Annotated in this window: 13 protein-coding genes and 1 tRNA gene; 8 read left to right on the top strand and 6 right to left on the bottom strand. The window is 63.0% G+C overall.

From position 1 onward, the window contains the following. Positions 1–141 precede the first annotated feature (141 nt). Both J3L12_RS17035 and J3L12_RS00130 read left to right on the top strand, forming a co-directional pair. Entirely contained in the window at positions 142–2,625 is a 2,484-nt protein-coding gene (locus tag J3L12_RS17035) for a two-component regulator propeller domain-containing protein (protein WP_208013005.1), read from the top strand. Positions 2,626–2,761: 136 nt separating this feature from the next. Next, a complete protein-coding gene (locus tag J3L12_RS00130; protein WP_208013006.1) occupies positions 2,762–5,377 on the top strand; it encodes a hypothetical protein in 2,616 nt (871 codons plus the stop codon). A 63-nt stretch (positions 5,378–5,440) separates the two neighbouring features. Here J3L12_RS00130 and J3L12_RS00135 read toward each other — a convergent pair whose 3' ends face one another. Further along, positions 5,441–6,097, bottom strand: a complete 657-nt coding sequence (locus J3L12_RS00135) for a hemolysin III family protein (RefSeq protein WP_208013007.1) — start codon at positions 6,095–6,097, stop codon at positions 5,441–5,443. 166 nt (positions 6,098–6,263) lie between these two features. On the opposite strand from J3L12_RS00135, the gene J3L12_RS00140 reads away from it, so the two are divergent. Next, complete coding sequence (locus J3L12_RS00140; protein ID WP_208013008.1) at positions 6,264–7,472, top strand: PQQ-dependent sugar dehydrogenase; 1,209 nt, start codon at positions 6,264–6,266, stop codon at positions 7,470–7,472. A gap of 50 nt (positions 7,473–7,522) precedes the next feature. Here J3L12_RS00140 and J3L12_RS00145 read toward each other — a convergent pair whose 3' ends face one another. Continuing rightward, positions 7,523–9,901 (bottom strand): glutamine--tRNA ligase/YqeY domain fusion protein, encoded by a 2,379-nt coding sequence (locus tag J3L12_RS00145; protein WP_208013009.1) that lies wholly within the window; start codon positions 9,899–9,901, stop codon positions 7,523–7,525. A 118-nt stretch (positions 9,902–10,019) separates the two neighbouring features. Next, complete coding sequence (locus J3L12_RS00150; RefSeq protein ID WP_347708809.1) at positions 10,020–11,573, bottom strand: CRTAC1 family protein; 1,554 nt, start codon at positions 11,571–11,573, stop codon at positions 10,020–10,022. A 527-nt stretch (positions 11,574–12,100) separates the two neighbouring features. Between J3L12_RS00150 and J3L12_RS00155 the strand changes: the two genes are divergently transcribed. From J3L12_RS00155 to J3L12_RS00170, 4 genes are all read left to right on the top strand, one after another. After that, positions 12,101–13,315, top strand: coding sequence for a vanadium-dependent haloperoxidase (locus J3L12_RS00155; RefSeq protein ID WP_208013010.1), 1,215 nt, complete (start codon positions 12,101–12,103; stop codon positions 13,313–13,315). 223 nt (positions 13,316–13,538) lie between these two features. Next, positions 13,539–14,579, top strand: coding sequence for an oxidoreductase (locus tag J3L12_RS00160; protein WP_208013011.1), 1,041 nt, complete (start codon positions 13,539–13,541; stop codon positions 14,577–14,579). Then, a complete protein-coding gene (locus J3L12_RS00165) occupies positions 14,576–15,067 on the top strand; it encodes a heme-degrading domain-containing protein (protein WP_208013012.1) in 492 nt (163 codons plus the stop codon). The genes J3L12_RS00160 and J3L12_RS00165 overlap by 4 nt, the downstream gene beginning before the upstream one ends. Then, a complete protein-coding gene (locus J3L12_RS00170) occupies positions 15,064–16,257 on the top strand; it encodes an aminotransferase class V-fold PLP-dependent enzyme (protein ID WP_208013013.1) in 1,194 nt (397 codons plus the stop codon). Before J3L12_RS00165 ends, J3L12_RS00170 begins: the two co-directional genes overlap by 4 nt. Before the next feature lie 37 nt (positions 16,258–16,294). Here the strand turns inward: J3L12_RS00170 and J3L12_RS00175 are convergent. After that, positions 16,295–16,385, bottom strand: a tRNA-Ser gene (locus tag J3L12_RS00175). An 88-nt stretch (positions 16,386–16,473) separates the two neighbouring features. Here J3L12_RS00175 and J3L12_RS00180 point away from each other — a divergent pair. Beyond that, positions 16,474–17,139 (top strand): PIG-L family deacetylase, encoded by a 666-nt coding sequence (locus tag J3L12_RS00180; RefSeq protein ID WP_208013014.1) that lies wholly within the window; start codon positions 16,474–16,476, stop codon positions 17,137–17,139. Here the strand turns inward: J3L12_RS00180 and J3L12_RS00185 are convergent. After that, entirely contained in the window at positions 17,042–18,373 is a 1,332-nt protein-coding gene (locus J3L12_RS00185; protein ID WP_208013015.1) for a chloride channel protein, read from the bottom strand. The two genes, J3L12_RS00180 and J3L12_RS00185, sit on opposite strands and share 98 nt — an antisense overlap. Before the next feature lie 23 nt (positions 18,374–18,396). Beyond that, on the bottom strand, positions 18,397–19,446 hold the full coding sequence (locus tag J3L12_RS00190) for an amidohydrolase family protein (protein WP_208013269.1): 1,050 nt from the start codon (positions 19,444–19,446) through the stop codon (positions 18,397–18,399). Positions 19,447–19,474 lie beyond the last annotated feature (28 nt).

The following is a 19,474-nucleotide window of genomic DNA, read 5'->3' on the forward strand; positions in this document are numbered from 1 at the left end:
TTTCGTTATGTGGGGCGTTACCCGGCCTGCCCTCTTGCATAAGCCGCGGATAAAGACGGTTACGGGGGGATGGGCCGGCCTACCAGACCGAGATTTGTGGCCTTAACGCCGGGTTTACGAGCGCTCTCCTATGATGCCCGGGTGCGCCGATTCGTTTTGTATGCGTTGTGCGGGGCTTTGCTTGGCTTCCTGACCGCCTGCGGGGGGCCGAATCAGGGCGTACTGGAACTGGAGGTTCTGGCTCCCCAGGGGGTGCGCCCCGGGGTCTGGGTGCGGGGGCCGGGCTTTGAGCGGCGGTTGGAGGAAGCCGGTCTGGTGCGGTTTGCTGGGCTGAACCCAGGAGAGTACCGGGTGGAAGCGGAGGCAGTGGAGGGGGCGGACGGCCACCTCTACCGGGCCGGGCTGGAGCGTGAGGGGGTGGTGGCCCTGAAACAGGGGCAAACCCAACGAACGCAGGTAGAGTACCGGGTGGCCACCGGGAAGCTTCGCCTTTTGGTGGAGGTTACGCCGTCTCTACCGGGGTTCGCGCCCTGGGTAGAGGTGCGGGGGCCGAATGGGTACAGCGCCCGGCTGGAGGCGGGGGCGGTGCTCCGGCTGGAGCCCGGGAGCTACACCCTGAGCCCGCTCGAGCCCCCTGAGCACTACACCCTTTCCATCCCGACGCGGCAGGTGATGGTGCAGGCTGGGCGAACCGAGGAGGTTTCCCTGGTCTATGCCCGGGGCTTCGGGGCCCTGGAGGTGGAAATCCTTTCGCCTGTTGGGGTTTCTGGCTTCACGCCCGGGGTGGAGCTGCGCGGGCCGGATGGGGAGGTGCTGGAGCGGCTCAACGCGGGGAAGCGCTACGATGGCCTGCCCGCCGGGGTGTACACGCTGGATGCTGCTAACGTGACCGCCGCAGGCGTGACCTGGCAGCCCAGCGCCCCCAGCCTGCGTGTGCAAGTGCCGGTGGGGGGGGTGGGCCGTGGCAGCCTGGCCTATACCGCGACCAACTCCGCCATTACCGTGAACCTTTCGGGCCTGGGTACGGGCGACCTTGCAACCGTCACCCTGCAACCCGGCAACCAGACCCGCACCCGCACCGGCAACGGCCCGGTGCGCTTCGAGGGGCTGGCTTTTGGCAGCTATACCGTAAGCGCCCACGCCGTGCGCCCGGGGGCCTGGGTGGATCGCTACCTGATGGGGGGCCAGGCCAGCGTGCAAACCAGCAGCGCGGAGGCCCTGCCCGCGGTCAGCCTGTCGAGCTGGACGGAGCGCGGCGGTAGCGGGCGCATCTGGGTGGCGGGGAACGGGCAGTTTAGCAATGGGGGCCGGGGCAGCACCAGCACCGGGGAACTCAATGGGGCCTACTCACTTTTGGATGGGGCCAGCAGCTTTAGCAGCTTTATTGGCCCTACCGGTAGTCAGGGGCCTTTTCGTATCGCCTTTGACCGTGGGGGCAATATGTACGTGCTCTACCAGTACATAAGCGGCTCGAGCCCCGCCCGCATCGTGCGGATTAGCGAGGCCAACCTGCGCTCAGGACTGCTTTCCGAGACCGCCCCCGGCAACACCCGCATCGAGGGCAGCGTGTGGGGCTGGCCCGAGGAGGTCATCCCTGGCCCCCACATGGACGTGAGCGGCAACGAACCCGCCGACCTGGCCTTCGACGCCAACGGCAACCTCTGGGTAGTCAACGACTATTTGGGCCTGCTGGCCTGTGTGCGGGCCAGCGATTTGCAGGCTGCCCCTCCCAGCATCGCCGCCGCCGGAACCCGCATCTGGGGGCCGGGAACGGGGCTTTATCGCTACGTACTCGATACCCCCGGCCAGAACGCCGACAACCGCCCCTTCCTGATTCCCCATGCGCTGGCTTTTGACCCCCACGGCCACCTCTGGTTTACCTCCGGCGGCTACCAGGGGCCGCGCTCCGGCGAGAGCTCGCCGGTCAAGCGCTCGTTCCTCAACCGCCTCCAGGCAAGCCGAATTGCCTATGCGCCCAACGGCGACTGCAACGGGGGCAACATTGGCCTGAGCGAGAGCAACCTGGGTCAGTGGGTGGACATTCGACTGGACATCAGCCTGCCGGATAGCGATTATGGGGCCATCGTCAAGCCGGTCGCGATGGCCCTGGAGCCGGGCGGCGGGGCTATCTGGGTGGGCGATTTTGGCGGCAACTCGGGGGGCAGCGCCGACCTGTACCGCGACGCCAACGCCCTTCCCGAAACCCTGTTGCGCATCCCCCTGGCCGGCGCCAACCTGACCACCGGGGCCGCCTGGCGGACGGCCTGGGTGAGCCACCGTCTGACCATTGGCGCGGGTGCGGGGCCGGACAAGGGCTTGCAGCAGGTCTTTGGGTTGGCCTTCGACCGCGACGGCTACCTGTGGGTGGCGACCAACAACAACGTGGAGGTGCTGCCCACCGACACCGGCACGGCCTCGGCGGCCCTCACCGACCGGCGGGGCAAGCTCTACCGCCTGGATGTGCGGGGATATGTGGGCCAGACCGCAACCTATAGCAGTACCACCGACTTACGCAGCGCAGGGCTGGTCAACCGCACCCTGAGCGTGGCCGACACAGGAGTGGGCCTGATTGGGGTGGCCCTGAACCTGCCCAACCCCACCAGCCTGCCCCACGTCTACCCGTAAAGTTAATGCTGTGGACATGGCAGCCAAACCCCAAAAAACATCGAGCAGAACGGGGATGAATCTGAAATAGGGTTCGTTACGCTGCTCGTTACTGAAAATACCGGAGTAATTATCGTGCTATTTTTGGGCTCGAGTCATGAGCAAACGCCGTGCTACACACGCTAAGCAGATAATGCCGGTCTTGAAAAACCTGCGCTGGCTGCTCCTGGGGCTGGCCCTGGGGGCCTGTACCCCCCAGGCCCCCACCAAAGGCACCCTGGAAGTGCTGGTGGTTGCGCCCTCGGGCGTGAGCCTGAGCCCGAACCTTCGGGTGGAAGGCCCGGATGGCCCCCTTACCGTTACCACCCTGGGCAAAAGCACCTTTCCCAACCTGACCCCTGGCGAATATACCCTCGAGGCGCTCGAGGTCACGGCAGAGGACGGCTACAGCTACCGGGCGAACCCCACCAAAGTGCAGCTCGAGGCCGGCGCGACGGTGCTGGCCAACGTCAACTACCAGGTCTTTAGCGGCAAGCTGAGCCTCAACGTGACGGTCAATCCCCCGGTGGCAGGCTTTACCCCCAATGTGGAAGTGCGCAATGCCTCCAATGCGGTGGTGGCCACCCTCAACACCACCGACCTTCGTACCCTGAACCTGCCCCCGGGTGCCTACACGGTACTGGCAGGCCCACCACCCACCAACTACCGGGTGAACCAGCCCTCCCAGTCGGTGGTGGTAACAGCCGGACACGAGCGAACCGTCAATGTGGCGTTTGGCCTGGGCTTTGGCACCATTGCGGTTACCGTCAATGCCCCTTCGGGGGTGAGCGGCTTTACCCCCAGCGTGACCGTGACCGGCCCCGGTGGCGCGACCAGCATCACCACCCCAGGCCCGACCACCCTTTCCAATCAGGTGGTAGGAACCTACACGGTTTCGGCCAGCAATGTGGGCCCACTCAACGGCGTTACCTACCAGCCCACCATCACGGTGGCTCCGGCGGGAGCCAATCCCTTCACCCTGAACAACGATGCCACCCAGAACGTAACCGTGAACTATACGCCTGCCGGAGCCTCGGTTGCGGTAACGCTTCAGGGTCTGGCGGCGAGCGATACCCTGACCCTCACCCTGCGCTCCGGTTCGGCCAGCGGCCCGGTGGTCGGCACCCGTACCGTCACCCCCAGCACCCCCCAGCCCATCCGCTTCGACAACCTGCCCTTTGCTTCCATCCACGCCAGCGCCAGCGGGGTGCGGCGGGGAACCTACCTGGATGCCTTCCTGGTTTCCGATGCGCCCTCGGTCACGCCCTCGCTGAGCAGCCCCAGCGCCTCCATGACCGTGAACGTTTCGGTGCGTCCGCGCACCGGGGAGCTTTTTGTGGGGGGCAACGGTTCGCTGGACAACACCGGCCTGACGGTCAATGGGGCCTCGATTCCCGATAGCCGCAGAGGGGACGATGTGGCTCTAACAATGAGCGACTCGAGCCTGCCTGCGTCCACCACCGGCGAAGTCACAACTGCTTTGGCTGGTTTATCTCCAAGAGCAGGTCTGTATCGTTTGGAACTCGATGCTTCGGGGAACCTGTACGCCATATACCAGTTCGTGGCAGGCCAGAGCTTTAATCGCGTTGTTCGAATCAGCCGGGCCAACCTCGAGGCAGGAAACCTGTCCGAAGCGAGTAACCTGCGCATTGTGGGCGCCGCCCTTGGCGAGCGTACATTTGGAGCAGAAACCCGAAACAACGTGACGGATCTGGCCTTTGATGCCGAAGGCAATCTGTGGATAGCTAACCAGGCCAGCGAAGCCATTGCCTGTATATCAGCAGCGCGAATTGCATCAGGAACGGCTGAGGTAAACCAGCCTAACCGCGTGCTGGTAGGGGCATCGGGTGATTTGCGGAGCCCACGGGCCCTTGCCTTTGATCGCCAGGGCAACTTGTGGATTGCCGGAGGACGAAACGCCTTTCAATTGGGCCTGTCGGCCTATCTGGTGCGAATCCCCAGGACTGGCCCCAACCTGGACTGCCCCAACACCCTTTCAAGTGCTGAAGAAACCGCTCCCATTGATGTGCGACTCAACCTCAATCTACCCAGCCATCCTGGTGGCCCCTTCTATCAACCCTCGGCGCTGGCGCTCTCGCCAGATGGTTCTGCGCTTTGGGTGGCCGACCTTGGAGGGGGAAGTGATTACTACAACACCGACTCGAGCTGTATTTCAAATGGCAGCATAGATATCAACACGGTGCGCGAAAGTGTGGTCAAGGTTCCGCTAATCGGAAGCAACCTCATGCCCAGCAGCAGCTACAACGCCATTCAAATAGCCCTGCGGATTACCATCGGAAACTATAATCGCGATCCGGTGCCTTCTGGGCAAACCCCCCCCGACCGCGGGTTGCAGCAAGCCGCTGGGCTGGCCTTCGACAGTCGGGGCAACCTCTGGATTGCTGCGAACAATAATATCGAGGTGGACCCCGATAATCCCTGCTACGCCTCTGCCGGTTTCGTAACTGGAACCCTGGAACAGAGAAACCAGTATTGCAGCGATCCTGCCGCAGCCCCCATAGATTGTCCAGGCCCCTTATCCAGACTTCTAACGGATCGAAGGGGTAAGGTCTACGTGGTTGATGCTGAAGACCTCAGGGATTCAACGGGGCTCAGTGTTGTAACACCTCGACTGACACTCAGCGGGCCTCCTCCTGGCGATTTGGTGGGAGGTGTTAGACCTGCCTATGGCTTCACCGGCCTGGCCCTCAACATTCCACCCCTCGCCCCCTAGCCGCCTGAGGCCAGACGGATGGGTTCGGGTAGGCTCTTCTTTTGAATGTCCGCGCAACGCGACTCAGGTCAGGTACACCGACAGCACCGCAAAATACATCCCCGCGCTGCCCAGCAACACAAACACGTGCCAGATCCCATGAAAACCCACCAGCCGGGGCAGCAGGTTGGGCCATTTAGCGGCATAGACTACGGCCCCCAGGCTGTAGGCCACCCCACCCGCAATCAGGAAGCCCAGCGCCCAGGGGTTCAGCGCCAGCTTGGGCAGCAAAAAGACCGAGAGCCAGCCCATGCCCAGGTAGGTTGCGGTGTAAAGCCAGCGGGGGGCTTTGAGCGTAACCAGCTTCAGGCCCACTCCCAAGGCCGCCAGCGCCCAGACCAGACCCAGGGCCCAGGGTCGCCAGCCGGGTTCCATAGCCTGCAACAGCACCGGGGTATAGGTTCCGGCGATGAATAGAAAAATGGCCGCGTGGTCGAGCTTGCGCAGCCATAACAGGGCCCGCTCCGAGACCCGCAGGGCGTGGTAGAGCGCCGAGGAGGTGTACATCAGGATCATGGTTAGGCCAAATACCAGCGCCCCCACGATTTTGGCGGCGTTGCCCTGGGTGAAAAAAAGCAAGGCCACCATGCCAACCAGGCCAAGCACTGCACCGGCGGCGTGGGAATAGGCATTAAACGGTTCACGAGCTGCGGCGAAGGAAGTGTGGAGAGATTTTTTCATATTTGGGGGTGGGGGTTGAAAACGCACAGCGATGCGGCGCCCCTCGAGTGCAGTGTAGCATCCCCACCATGAGATAGATTTTTTGTTCGGGGCTGTTCTGTGCCGTGGTGACGTCTTCGTCCGGTGTTCATCCAACCAGCACCGGTTTTGCTAACCTGAGCTCTGGATGACCCATCTACACTGGTTGGGGCTGGTGGCTGCACTCGTAGTGGCCGGTGGCGTGTTTTTTTGGGCTGAGTTGCAGCCTGTTCCTGACGAGGCCGCCCGGCGAATCAGGCTGCCCCCAGGGTTTGCCATCCAGATTTTTGCCGAAAACTTTGAGGGTGCCCCCCGCATGATGACGGTGGGGCCCGATGGGGATCTCTACCTGACCCTGATGTACGGGGGCCAGGTGGTGCGGCTGCCAGACCGCAACCGCGATGGCCGGGCCGATAAGGTGGAGGTGCTGGCAGAGAACCTCGAGCTGCCCCACGGCATTGAATGGCACCAGGGCTGGCTTTATGTGGCGGTTAGCAACGCGGTCATTCGCTTTCAACAAAGGGGAAGTGCATGGCAGCGCGAAACGGTCATTGCGGATCTTCCAGGGCCTTCCGGGCACTTCACCCGCACCCTGCACTTTGGGCCGGATGGCAAGCTCTTCGTCTCGGTGGGCTCAGAGACCAACTTTGGCCCCGAGCGCGACCCCCGTCGGGCGGCCATTTTGCGCTTCAACCCCGACGGCAGCGTTCCGCACGACAACCCCTTTGTGCGCGACCCCGACCCCCGCCGCCGGGCGGTCTGGGCCGAGGGCCTCAGGAACAGCGTAGACTTTACCTGGACGCCCCGAGGTTCGCTCTGGGCCACCCACAACGGCACCGATCACCTGGGCGACGAGCTGCCCCCCGAAGAGGTGATTGTGGCGGTGCAGCCGGGGGGTTTTCACGGCTGGCCCTACTGCTATACGCCGGGTATGGGCCTGAACCTTAAGGCCGAGCGCAGCGAGGTGCCCGACCCCCGCACCGAGGGCTTCGACTGCCGCAAGGCGGTTCCGGCGCTGTTTACGGCCCCGGCCCACTCGGCCCCGCTGGGCATGACCTGGGGTCAGAAGAGCCACTTTCCGCTCGAGTACCGCCAAAGCCTTTATATCGCCTATCACGGTTCGCTAGGGGTGCAAAACCCCCAGCACTACCGCGACTGCAAGATTGAGCGCTTCATCATTCAAAACGAACTGCCGGTGCGCTCCGAAGTGTTTGCCACCGGGTGGCGGACGCCAGGCCAGATGTGCCGCGATGCCTGGGGCCGCCCGGTGGGGCTGGTGATTGGCGCCGATGGCGCGATGTATGTCTCGGATGCCAAGGGGGGGCGGGTTTACCGGATCTGGTACCGGGACAAATGAAGTGGTGAAGAGCTGTTCCGGCGCCTTCGATAGCCAGGCGACGCTTGGGCTTAGCCCAGCTTCTGACTGACCAGTTCCTGCACTAGCTGCGGATTGGCCTGCCCCTGGGTCTCGCGCATCACCTGGCCCACAAAGAAGCCCAGCAGGCCGGTCTTGCCGGCGCGGTAGGCGGCCACCTTGTCGGGGTTTTCGGCCAGGATTCGGTCCACAATGGCCTCCAGAGCCGCCTTATCGCTGACCTGCCGCAGACCTTTTTGGCGAACAATCTCAACCGGATCTGAGCCGCTTTCCAGGGCTTCGGCCAGCACGTCCTTGGCGATGCGGGTGTTAATTTCGCCAGCCTCCAGGAGCTTCACCAAACCCGCCAGCCCGGCGGGCGTGACCCTGCTGCTGCCGGTGCGGATGGCGGGGGCCAGGTCGTTGACCACCCAGTTGGCCAGCGCGGCAAGGGGCGCGAACGATGCGGCTTGCAGCAGGAAGTCGGCCAGCCGGGGCTCGCGGGCCAGCACCAGCGCCTCGGTCTGGGGGATGCCCTGGGACAGGAGGCTTTGCAGCCTGGACTCTTGCTCGGGGGTGAGGTTAGCGGAGGGTGTTGGCGAGGCCGGGCTTTCGGGCTTTTTCGGTCTGGATGCTTTGGGGCTGCCTGCTGCGCGAGATTCTTCGGTCTGCCTGGTGGACTGGCCCCAGGTGTCCTTGAGGGTGACGATGCGGTTGAAGACCAGTGCACCGGGTTTGGAGTCTAGGGGGTCTTGCCAGAAGTAACCGTTGCGCTCGAGCTGGTAGCGGGTGTCCGGGGGGTCTTGCAGCACGCTCCTCTCGATGTAGCCCTGCACCACTTCCAGGCTTTGGGGGTTGACAAAGCGCAGGAAGTCGCGGTCTTCGGGGCTTTCTGCTTCGTCCTCGAGCTCTTTGGCTTCGGCCTCGGGGTGAGGTACGGTAAAAAGTCGGTCGTAGAGGCGAAACTCGGCGGGAAGGGCGTCCTGGGCGCTCAGCCAGTGAATGACCCCGGCGGCTTTACTCTCCTCGGGCAGTAAGGTACAGGTTAGCTCGGTAACGCGGCCCGTATCGTCGGTCTGGTAGTGGTCGCAACGGATCACCCCGGCCATCTTGAGCCGCACGGTTCCCCCCGGCGTCAGGCGTTTGAAGCCCCTGGGAGGGGTGATGGCAAAGTCGTCTTGCTCGATGTACAGCTCGGGGGTAAGGGTCACGTTGCGGACGGCCTCGGTAGGCTGCACCCTGCGGCCGTTGGGCAGGGGCACCAGGCCATCGGGTGACTCCTGAATGACGTCGGGGGGCCAGTAGGGGAGGGCAATGGTTCGGGGCTCGGTCAGGTTGGTAAGTACTACCTTGAGGGGCCGCAATACCGCCATCACACGGGGGGCGGTGGTGTTCAGGTCGTCGCGGATGGCCCCCTCGAGCAGGGCAATATCCACGGTGCGGTTGGTGCGCGAGATGCCGACCTGCCCGGCGAACCGCCGGATGGCCTCGGGCCGCACCCCCCGGCGACGCTGACCGGCCAGGGTGGGCATCCGGGGGTCGTCCCAGCCGCGCACGTAACCCCCCTCGACCAGCTTCTTCAGCTTTCGCTTGGAGACCACGGTGTACTCCAGGCTCCGGCGGCCAAACTCGTATTGGCGGGGGCGGGGGGTTTGGTGGAGGGGCGGCTCGCCCCAGAGGTGATCCATCAGCCAGTCGTAAATGGCCCGGTTGTCCACAAACTCGAGGCTGCACAGGCTATGGGTTACGCCGTCCAGCGCATCGGTGGTGGCCTGGGCGAAGTCGTAGGAGGGGTAGATGCACCACGCCTTGCCGGTGCGGTAGTGCGCGGCGTGCACAATCCGGTAGAGCACCGGGTCGCGCAGTTTCATGTTGGGGCTGGCAAGGTCTATCTTGGCCCGGAGCACGTGCTCGCCGTTTTGAAACTCCCCCGCCCGCATCCGGCGGAAAAGGTTCAGGTTTTCCTCCACGCTCCTATCCCGGTAGGGGCTGGGGGTGCCGGGCCTGTCTACCGTACCGCGCAGGTGGGCCATCTCTTCCGGCGAGACGCTGTCCACATAGGCCAGCCCCTTTTGGATCAGCTTTTCGGCCATCTGGTAAAGGGCTTCGAAGTAGTTGGAGGCATAACTTACCTCAGGCCCCCAGTCCCAGCCCAGCCATCGCATGTCGGCAATCAGGGCTTCGGCATACTCGGCCCGCTCGGCCTCGGGGTTGGTGTCGTCCATGCGCAGGCGGCATTCCCCCCCGTAGTCGTGTGCGATGCCAAAGTCAATGTAGCTGGCAATGGCGTGGCCCAGGTGGGCATAGCCGTTGGGCTCGGGGGGGAAGCGGGTGACAATCTTTGAGTAACGGCCTGCCTTCAGGTCTTCATCAATAATCTCGGTGATGAAGTTGGGACTCACAAGACGGGGTTTGGTCGTAAGAGCGCTCATGCCAACATGCCAAGGATACACCGCATAGTACAGACGACCCAAGATGAGGTTGCAATCTGAGTTATGGGCGGCCTTTGTCCGGCAAACTGCGTTTGTTCCCTGTGCCTAGAAAAATGGTTTAGGGCTGATTGCTGGCTGGCACAAAACGCTGAATACCCTTTCCCCGATTGAAAATGACAAACTGATTGGTTTTGACTTCCTGCCAATCCTCCCACTGACCATCTGGCCAGAGCACCCGCAGGCGTACCTGCTCTGCGCCGGCTAGGCCAAAGTGGATCCAACCCAGCCCTCCGCTCAGGTGCCCACCACCTACAGTCAGCTCGCGTCGCAGAACACGACTGGCAAGCTGTACTTCCAGCCAGGCTCCGATAGCATCGGGGTTGGGGCCTGGTTGTTGAAGCCGTACTTGTAACCAGTTGCCCAGTGCTTTGGCAGTGGGCGGGGTTGTGGAGCCAAGGCTGGCTCCCCCAATGTTGCGCCATATCTGGGCTCGGTCGAGCCGGTTGACCACCACGATATCCAGCAGCCCATCCGCATTGAAATCCATGACCTGAGCTCCGCGACCTCGCAGGAAACTGGCGACCCCAGCTTTGTCGCCGACTTCCACAAATGCGCCATCGGGCTTGCCCAAGAGCAGGTTATTGGGGTCGCGGGCGGCGGCATCCCGCATGAAACCCACATTCCCCTTAGACACGAACAAATCAATGAGGCCATCGTTGTTAATGTCCTCGAACTGCGCGTGCCAGGCTGTGGACATGTGCACATCTCCACCCGTGTAGGGGCGATGGGCGGTGACATTCCGCCGAAAGGCAATATCGGTATAACTGGGTTTGAGAGGTGTTTCCAGCATTTGCAGCTTGTTGTCGCCCATGCTGGTCAGGTAGTAGACCGGATAGCCGGAGCCAGTGAGGTCGTAGCTGGCAATACCCATTCCCCAGATTTGCAGGCGTTTCCAACCATCGGCTTCGCTATACAGTCGGGGGGCTTGCCCAGGGCTTATTTGCCAGAGCTGTTCCTGGCCTCTGCCTTGGTAATACTCGCGGTCGTTGGAAACCCTCAGTGAAGGGGTTCCTGAGCGGTTCCAGTCGGAGAACAGCATCGAAAGCGCACAAAAGCTGGGCTCGAGTGCCAGGGGAGCAGCAAACCCCCTGCCCCCCGGAGCAGGGCGGTAGAGGGCATTCCCCCGGCAGCTTCCCCAGGGAAACTGGGTGCTGCGATTGATATAGGCTCCGGTAGCTAGGGTGGGCCAGCTCTGGCCTTTTTCCCAGGTTGCGGCGAAGGCGGTGGTCCAGGTGTTGCCTCCCTGGAACCCCCACAAACGGTTGGCATTCTCAAAGCGACAATTGCCCAGCCCACGCAACAGGATATCCTCACCAGCCCTGAGCAGCGCGAGGTCGGTTTTGCCGTCGCTGTCAATGTCCAGGGGGTAGGCCCCCATTACTTGCTCGAGTTCGACCCCGGCAGTTTGTTCCCGGAAGCGCAGAACCCCGCCTGCAGCACTTTGATTGAGGTAGAATTTGGCCCGGTTGGCGCCGCCGGAGAGCACCAGTTCGGGCAGGCCATCGTTATTGCAGTCAAAAGCTGCCACCCCCCCACCCACCACAAAGTCGCCATCAAAGCGACTCTCGAGGCCCGAGGTCTGGGTCTCCTCCACGAAATTGGGTATAGCCACCTGGGCTATGGCGGAGCAAGGAAGAAATAACCCAAGGATACCAGGCAATATCCTCTTTGTGCTCACCCAGTAATGATATCCCAATATAGAGGGGCTACAAACTGAGATGTTTTTCAATCAAAACGCAATTTCAGCTAAATGGAGTGCTCTTCACAAAAATCGAGCCATCCGGGACTAAGAATCTTTTGTGTTGGACAGAACCGTGGCCGCCTGGAAACTCGAAACCCAAGCACCCGTGGGCCGGGCCGGCCCACGCCCGGGTACGTAACTAGTGTCTGGGCCAGACGCAACGCAGACAAGCGCGCTCACCGTGGTGAGGCACGTTTGCTTGTCCCTTCTCGTTTTCGTGGGCGGCCACGTCTGTGGAGAGCGCAATAAAGCGGCATCGAACGCGCCTTTTTTCTTGCTGGAAGTGGCGGCTAAATGACCACCGCGTAACCTCCTTGCAAATTCGGCAGCGAGAAGCGCTAGACTAAGTTATGGGCCTATTGAGAAAACCACAGGCTCCGAAGGTATTCAGTTACTGGATGGTAGCTTTGTTGCTGATCGGCTCGAGTCCGGGGTGGGCCCAGTTTGTTCAATCCAGGGCCTGGATAGCAACTGCCACGCCTACAATAGAGCGCTCTTTGGCGCAGTTGCAGACCGACCCCAGGCAGCCTGCCAGTAACCTGAGCTGGGACACCCTGAGCGAACTCCAACGACTGGAATTGCTTGGTATCCAGACCCAGATGTTCTCGCCTCCCCGCACGGCACGGGCCCTGGCCCTGCTCACAGTAGCGATGAACGATAGCCTGTATCTGTTGCGTAACCACCCCGAAGCCGAGCCCAATGTTGTAACAGCCTTCGCGGCGCAGGAGGTCATGCTCTACCTGCACCCCACTTTTCCCAACCTGAAAGATGCTCTTCGCCAGACCGTGGCTGCAATTTATGCCAGGGCCTCGAGTGCTGGATTTGCAGAGAAAAATCTGCAGCTTTCTCGAGAAATTGGGCGACAAGTCGGGCTTCAGATCGTGGCCTGGGGCCGTCGGGATGGCGCAGCTCGCCAGATTATTCCCACCTACCCGGCCCCAGCGCCCGGCGTCTGGGTTTTGCCCCTGGGTCGCCCGGCCGTCGAGCCGGGTTGGGGCAGCGTGACCCCTATTGGCGTGAGGCTTGAAGCGCTAGCCCGCTCAAGTCCGCCTCCGGATTGGAACTCCCCCGAATATGAACGGGAACGCACTTTATTTTGGGCCGAGCAGCAAAAACTGAACGACTATGGACGACAGATTGCCGATAGGTGGGCAGGGGATCCTGGTACGGTTACGCCCGCAGGGCTCTGGCAGGAGGCCGCAGTCGAAATTTTACAAAAGCGGCAATCCCAGGCCGCAGATGCAGTTGCGATATTAGCAGCCCTTAATGTGGCCATGCACAACTCCTTCATAGCATGCTGGCGTGACAAATACATATACTACACGGCCCGACCCGATCAGTGGGTAGCTACCTTTGACAAACGCTGGCGGCCGTATCTGCGCACACCCCGTTTCCCCGCCTATCCTTCGGGCCACTCGACGGTGAGTGGCGCGGCTGCTACCATCCTGACCGCTTTTTTCCCCAGCGAAGCCAAAACCTGGAACGAAATGGCCAAAGAGGCCTCCTATTCGCGCATCATTGCGGGCATCCACTGGTTTATTGATGGTAGTGGCGGATTGGATCTGGGGGAGCGCGTGGCCAGGCAAGTCCTGGAAGTACTCCAGAAGCCGTAAAAAGGCTTTGAGCTGGTTAGCAACAAGGTTGTCTGAAGCCTTGTTTGTGCCGCCTCTTCACTCGGTCGCCGGGTAGCTACAAATCTTGGTGAGGAGTGCTCTGGTCGGCAGCACAGAGGCGTATCATAGCCGCACTGTCCTCGACTTCAAAGGGCGGAAAATTGTGCAAAACGCGGTAAGCTATAGCAAACAACGTGCTTACCTTACAGGTAGAAGAGGCACTATGAACCGACCCATTCACGTTGCGCTGATCGGCTATGGTTTTGCTGGACGGGTGTTTCATGCACCGATAATTCAGAACGTTCCGGGTTTGCGTTTGGTAACGGTTGCCAGCAGCAAGCCCGAAAAGGTCAAATCGGACTGGCCCGACCTCTGGGTGAGTGAGTCCATCGAGGAAGTAATTAACCACTCTGAGCTTGATCTGGTGGTGATTGCTACGCCCAACGCTACCCACTTCGACCTGGCCCGGCGGGCCCTGCAAGCCGGAAAGCATGTGGTAGTGGACAAACCCTTTACCATTCTTGCAAGCGAGGCCAGAGCGCTGGCGAGCCTGGCTGCCGAGCGGGGCAAAGTGCTTTCGGTTTACCAGAACCGTCGCTGGGACGGCGATTTTTTGACCTTGCGCAAGCTGGTGTTGCAGGGTGTGCTGGGGGAGGTGGTCTACCTCGAGTCCCACTTCGACCGCTACCGCCCCGAGGTGCAGAACCGCTGGCGCGACCAGGCCGGGCCGGGCAGTGGCCTCTGGTACGACCTGGGGCCGCATCTGGCCGACCAGGCGCTCGAGCTTTTCGGCATGCCCCAGGCAGTGTATGCCGATATTGCCCAGCAACGCTACCAGGCCCAGGCCCCGGACTACTTTCACGTGCTGCTGCGCTACCCCAGGCTGCGGGTGGTGCTGCACGCCAGCGCCCTGGTGCCGGGGGGAAGCCCGCGGTTTGTGGTGCATGGAACGGAGGCCAGTTTTGCGTCCAGGGGGCTCGATGGCCAGGAAGCGCTGCTCAAACAAGGCCTCCGTCCGGGGCAGGAAGGCTGGAGTCCTGCGCTCTCGGAAGGCTGGCTCTACCGGCCCGATCAGGCGGCGGAGCCCGTGCCCATGGAGCCTGGGGACTATCGGCGCTTTTACGAGGGGGTGCGCGATGCCATCCGGCAAGAGGGGCCCAACCCGGTGCCCCCGGAGCAGGCAGTGCGGCTAATGGAGGTGCTCGAGGCCGCTATAGAAAGCGCTAACGAACATCGGGAGATACCCCTGGGGGTGAACGGATGAACCTTGAACAAGACCTGGCCGGAATTTCTGAACAGGAGGCCCGCTTGCGGTTTGAGCGGTTTGACGCCCAGACCGCCTGGGAGCTGGGGCAAAAACTCAAACAGGCTGCCGAGGCCTTGCACCGTGCAATCGCGATTGACATCAGTTTTTTTGGTCAAACCCTGTTCTTTTACGCCATGAGCGGCACCAGCCCCGATAATGCCGAGTGGGCCAGGCGGAAGCGCAACGTGGTACAGCGCTTTCACCGCAGCTCCTACGCGGTGGGCCTGATGCTCAAGCAGAAGCAGAATAGCCTCGAGGAGCGCGGTCTGGATGCCCGCGATTACGCTGCCCACGGGGGGAGTTTCCCCATCTTCGTTCAGGGTGTGGGCTGTATTGGGGCTATCACGGTCTCGGGCCTGCCACAGCGCGAAGACCATGAGCTGGTGGTGGAGGTGCTGGCCGACTACCTGGAGGTACCCTACGAGGAGCTGGCCCTCGACCCATGAGCGGGATGGGTTCCACCTGCTTCGGCAGGGAGATGCTCTGGCACTGGCCGCTCGACCCGGCCATCACCTACCTCAATCACGGTACGGTGGGCGCTACCCCCAAAAAAGTGCTGGCCGTACAGCAAGCCCTGCGAGAGGAGATGGAGCGGCAGCCCGCCCGTTTTTTGCTCCGGGAGTTGTCGGCCCTGTCCGGTGCGTCGGATCGCCCGGTGCCCCGGCTGCGCGAAGCCGCCGAGGCGGTGGCCCGGTTTGTGGGCGCTCAAGGCCAGGATCTGGTGTTTGTGGACAACGCTACCACCGGGGTCAACGCGGTGTTGCAATCCCTGGATTTGCGGCCAGGGGACGAAATTCTGATTACCAACCTGGCCTACGGCGCGGTGGTGAATGCCGCCCGCTTTGTGGCCGAGCGGGCCGGGGCTCGCCTGGTTACGGTAGCGCTCCCTTTCCCGCTCCCAGACAAGGCGCCACTTGTCTCGGCGGTGGCCGAGGCCCTGACCCCCCGCACGCGACTGGCCATCCTCGACCACATCACCTCCGAGACCGCGCTGGTGCTACCCCTGGCCGAGATGGCGGCCTGCTGCCGGGCTGCGGGGGTGCCGGTGCTGGCCGATGGGGCCCACGCGCCAGGGGCCATTCCGCTGGACATTCCCAGCCTGGGGGTGGACTACTACACCGGCAACCTGCACAAGTGGGCGCTGGCCCCCAAAGGATGTGGCATTTTGTGGGCGGCCCCGGAGCGTCAGCCAGACCTGCACCCGCCGGTAATTTCCTGGGGCCTGGGGCAGGGCTTTACCCAGGCGTTCGACTGGGTGGGCACCAAAGACCCCACGCCCTATCTGTCTGCCCCGGCGGCCCTGGATCTGCTTCGGGAATGGGGCTGGGAGGCTATGCGCGGCTACAATCACCGCCTGGCCTGGGATGCGGCCTTGATGCTCACCAGCCGATGGGGGTTTGACCTACCTGCGCCCGAGGCGATGGTCGGGTGCATGGTTACCCTGCCCCTGCCGGGGTCTTTGGGGAAAACCCCTGAGGAGGCGGCCCGCTTGCAGTACGCTCTCCTGTACGAGCACCGGCTCGAGGCCCCCATCCTGTGCCGGGATGAGCGCCTGTGGGTGCGGATCTCGGCGCAAATTTACAACGAACTCGAGGATGTAGAGCGCCTGGTTCGTGCCGTCGAGAGCTATCGCTAACTGGAAACGCCCGCAATGAGTCCTGCGGGCGTTTGGCTGGCGGAGTGGGAGGGATTCGAACCCTCGATACAGGAAACCCGTATACACGCTCTCCAGGCGTGCCCCTTCAACCACTCGGGCACCACTCCAGGGCAAACTGTACCTGCCTTGGCAGGCAACGTTGAGTGTACAGGGCGCTTCTGGGGGCGTCAAGCTGGGTAGGGTTATACTTTGGGGGTGCGTTTGCTTGCCGTCTTTCCCCACCCCGACGACGAAATAGGCGTTTCCGGCACCCTGGCCAAGCATGTTTTGCGGGGCGATGCGGCCCGGATTCTCTGGCTCACACGGGGCGAGCTGGCCAGTCAGTTTGGCGATATGCCCCCCGAAGAGGTGGCCCGTATCCGCGAAGGGCACGGCCATGCGGTGGCTGAAATGATTGGCGCAGAGGCTCAGTTTCTCGACTTTCCCGACTCGAGCCTGACCGGGGGCCGCGAAGAGGCCCTGGCCATAGCGCGGGTGGTGGCGAGCTGGAAGCCCGATGTGGTGGTGACCTGGAACCCCCACGATGTGCACCCCGACCACCGGGCCGCCTACTGGGCTACCCTCTCGGCGCTCAAGTTCTGTCGCATTCCCAAGCTGGTGGGCGAACCGCACCGCAACCCTGTGCGCCTGCTGCACTATTACCGCAGCGATATTCCAAGGCCTGCGTTGTATGTGGATGTGGGTGAAGAGGGTCAGGCGGTGGCCGACCGGGTGTTTGGCTTTTACCGCGATTTTTATCAGTGGGAGTATACCCTGGAGGCTTTCAGGGCGAATCGCTCGAGGCTGGGGGCCGAGGTTGGAGTAAAGTTTGCGGAGCGTTTTCAGGCAGAGGCTCCGCTGGCCCATCCTTATCTGGGTTGAGCTCTCCGACCTCGAAACTGCCGCGTGGGCTGGTGAAGGTGTAGGCGGCAAAAGCGGCGATGAGGGTCAGCGGCAGCAGACTGTAGCCCCCAATTTCGCCCGCCAGTACCACGGCGGCAAAGGGTGCGCGGGCAATCCCTGCTAACAGCGAGGCCATGCCCACCAGGGCGGCGGTTTCCGGAGAGGGTGCGATAGAAGGGAAAACCTGGGCCAGCAGTTGGGCCAGAATGAGCCCGCTGAGGCCACCCAGGGTGAGGGCCGGGGTGAGCTGCCCCCCGTAGGCTCGCACACCACCGCCCAGAATCAGCAAGGCGAGCTGTAACAGGAAGAGCATCCCCAGGAAAGGCAGCGTCAGGATGGGCGACGTGCCAAGCTGAACCCAGGACAGTCCGCTCCCAATGGCCTCGGGCATCGAGAGCAAGACCCCCGCCAGCACCAGCCCGAAGAGGGCGTGGCGTACTCCAAAGGTAAGGCGGCGCAAAACGCGTTGCAGAAAGCGCTCGGCCTCGAGCCACAGGGTGCCCACCCCGGCGCACACCAGCCCAATCGCCAGCCCAAACAGAAGCTGCGGCCACTCCAGAGGCCCCGGGGTGAGCTCGAGCAGAGGGCCATACCCGTGAAAGAGCCCGTACACCGTGAAGCCCGCCAGTGCGCCGATCAGTGCGGGGGCCAGGGCGCCGACCTCGAGCGCCAGCCCCCGGTAGACAATCTCGCTGGCCAGGAGCGCTCCGGCCATGGGCGCATGGAAGGCCGAGGCAAACCCCGCCGCCATGCCCGCAAAGGGCAGAAACCGACTCGACTCCCCCAGCGGAATACGTCGCCCCATCACGCTGCCGACCCACAGGCCCAGCGCGGCCATAGGCCCCTCGCGGCCCAGGGGGGAGCCTGCGCCCAGCTGTACCAGCGAACCGATGATGCCCCGAAAATACTCGCTGGCCCGTACCGGGCGGCCCGTGCGGTAGGCCGCCAGGAGCCAGCCCAGCCCCCGGCCCGAGCCCAGGTAGCTCGAGGCGGCGAACACCAGCGGCAACAACAGGGCCAGCCACCAGAAGGCGGGCCCACGGAAAATCTGCGAAAGGCCCCCTTCCCCCGGCAGGCCGGGGGGCAGGTAACCCAGGGTTTCGCCCAGCAGATAGCGCTCGATTACCCCCAGCACGAACACAAACCCGGCGGCAAAAACCCCGGTGAGGGCCCCCACGAAAGCGCTGTAGAGGATGAGCGCACCAATCTGCATAAGAATCACGGCACTGAGGCCGACTACCAGGATTGTACTTGGGAAACCGATGTTCCGCGGGTGATGCGGGGCGCTTCCAGCCCCAGCATCCGGTAGCCGTTGCGGGTGGCGGCCCGCACCAGAACCCGGGGGTCTACCCGCTCCCACAAAAAGAGCGCTTCGTTCCGCACGTCCAGATCGGGGCTGCTGCTGCGCGAGTCGGTGCCTAGGGCGGGCTCGAGGCGGTACTTGAGGTAGAGCTCCCAGGGCATCTGGCCGCAGGCCAGGGCTTCGTTGCTGCGCGGACAGGCCACCACCTGGGTGCCGGACTGGGCCAGCATCTGCACCTCCTCCTCGTCCACCTGCACGCCATGCACCACCGTCAGGTGCGGCCCCAGCACCCCGAGTTCGGCCAGGTAGCGCACCGGGGTCAGGCCGGGGAGGTTCTGGTAAGGGGGATAGCCATACCGCTCAGGCAGGGCCTTTAGGGGGCCGCTGCTTTGGGTCATCAGCGCGGTTTCCTCGGGGCTTTCGGCTACGTGCATCTGCAGGGGGAAGCCCTCGAGCCGGGCCATCTCCACCAGTTTTTTGAGCAGGGCCGGGCTCACGTTGTAGGGGGTATGGGGCGATATGCCCACCCGTAGCAGACTCTTTCGCTTGCGCCATTCGGACAACTGCTGGGCTACCCGACCCGCTACTGAGTCTGCCTGTTCGGGGTTGCGGTTGATGACCTCCAGGTACACCACGCCGGGCAGGGGACTGTTTTCCAGCAGCCACTCCACCACTTCGGGCCTGTATGCGATGTCCCCAAACCCCCCCACCCCCAGTGCCTGGAGCTCGTTCAGGCCCTGCAGGGCGGCCTCCGTGGTGCGCTTTGAACCGTGGTCAATCACATGCTGGATGAACTCGGTATAGCCGCCTCGAAAATAGGGAACTGTGGACAAATCCAGGTGGGTGTGGGCATTGACCACTTTTGGGGTGAGGGCCTTGCCTTTTTGAATGAGCGGGGCCTCGGGGTAGGTTTGCCGCAACTCGGCCAGAGGCCCCACGGCCACCACGTGCTGGCCCACCACCACCAGCCCCCCTTTCAGCATGGGCGTACCGAAGCCGGCGTAGACCACC

This window comes from Meiothermus sp. CFH 77666 (assembly GCF_017497985.1).
Taxonomy (GTDB): Bacteria; Deinococcota; Deinococci; order Deinococcales; family Thermaceae; genus Meiothermus.

Coding starts and splice junctions, on each gene's coding strand:
- J3L12_RS00165 (WP_208013012.1), top strand. CDS start 14,576: ATGAACCTTGAACAAGACCTGGCCGGAATTTCTGAACAGGAGGCCCGC.
- J3L12_RS00185 (WP_208013015.1), bottom strand. CDS start 18,373: ATGCAGATTGGTGCGCTCATCCTCTACAGCGCTTTCGTGGGGGCCCTC.
- J3L12_RS00130 (WP_208013006.1), top strand. CDS start 2,762: ATGAGCAAACGCCGTGCTACACACGCTAAGCAGATAATGCCGGTCTTG.
- J3L12_RS00170 (WP_208013013.1), top strand. CDS start 15,064: ATGAGCGGGATGGGTTCCACCTGCTTCGGCAGGGAGATGCTCTGGCAC.
- J3L12_RS00135 (WP_208013007.1), bottom strand. CDS start 6,097: ATGAAAAAATCTCTCCACACTTCCTTCGCCGCAGCTCGTGAACCGTTT.
- J3L12_RS00140 (WP_208013008.1), top strand. CDS start 6,264: ATGACCCATCTACACTGGTTGGGGCTGGTGGCTGCACTCGTAGTGGCC.
- J3L12_RS00160 (WP_208013011.1), top strand. CDS start 13,539: ATGAACCGACCCATTCACGTTGCGCTGATCGGCTATGGTTTTGCTGGA.
- J3L12_RS00145 (WP_208013009.1), bottom strand. CDS start 9,901: ATGAGCGCTCTTACGACCAAACCCCGTCTTGTGAGTCCCAACTTCATC.
- J3L12_RS00190 (WP_208013269.1), bottom strand. CDS start 19,446: ATGCTGAAAGGGGGGCTGGTGGTGGTGGGCCAGCACGTGGTGGCCGTG.
- J3L12_RS00155 (WP_208013010.1), top strand. CDS start 12,101: ATGGTAGCTTTGTTGCTGATCGGCTCGAGTCCGGGGTGGGCCCAGTTT.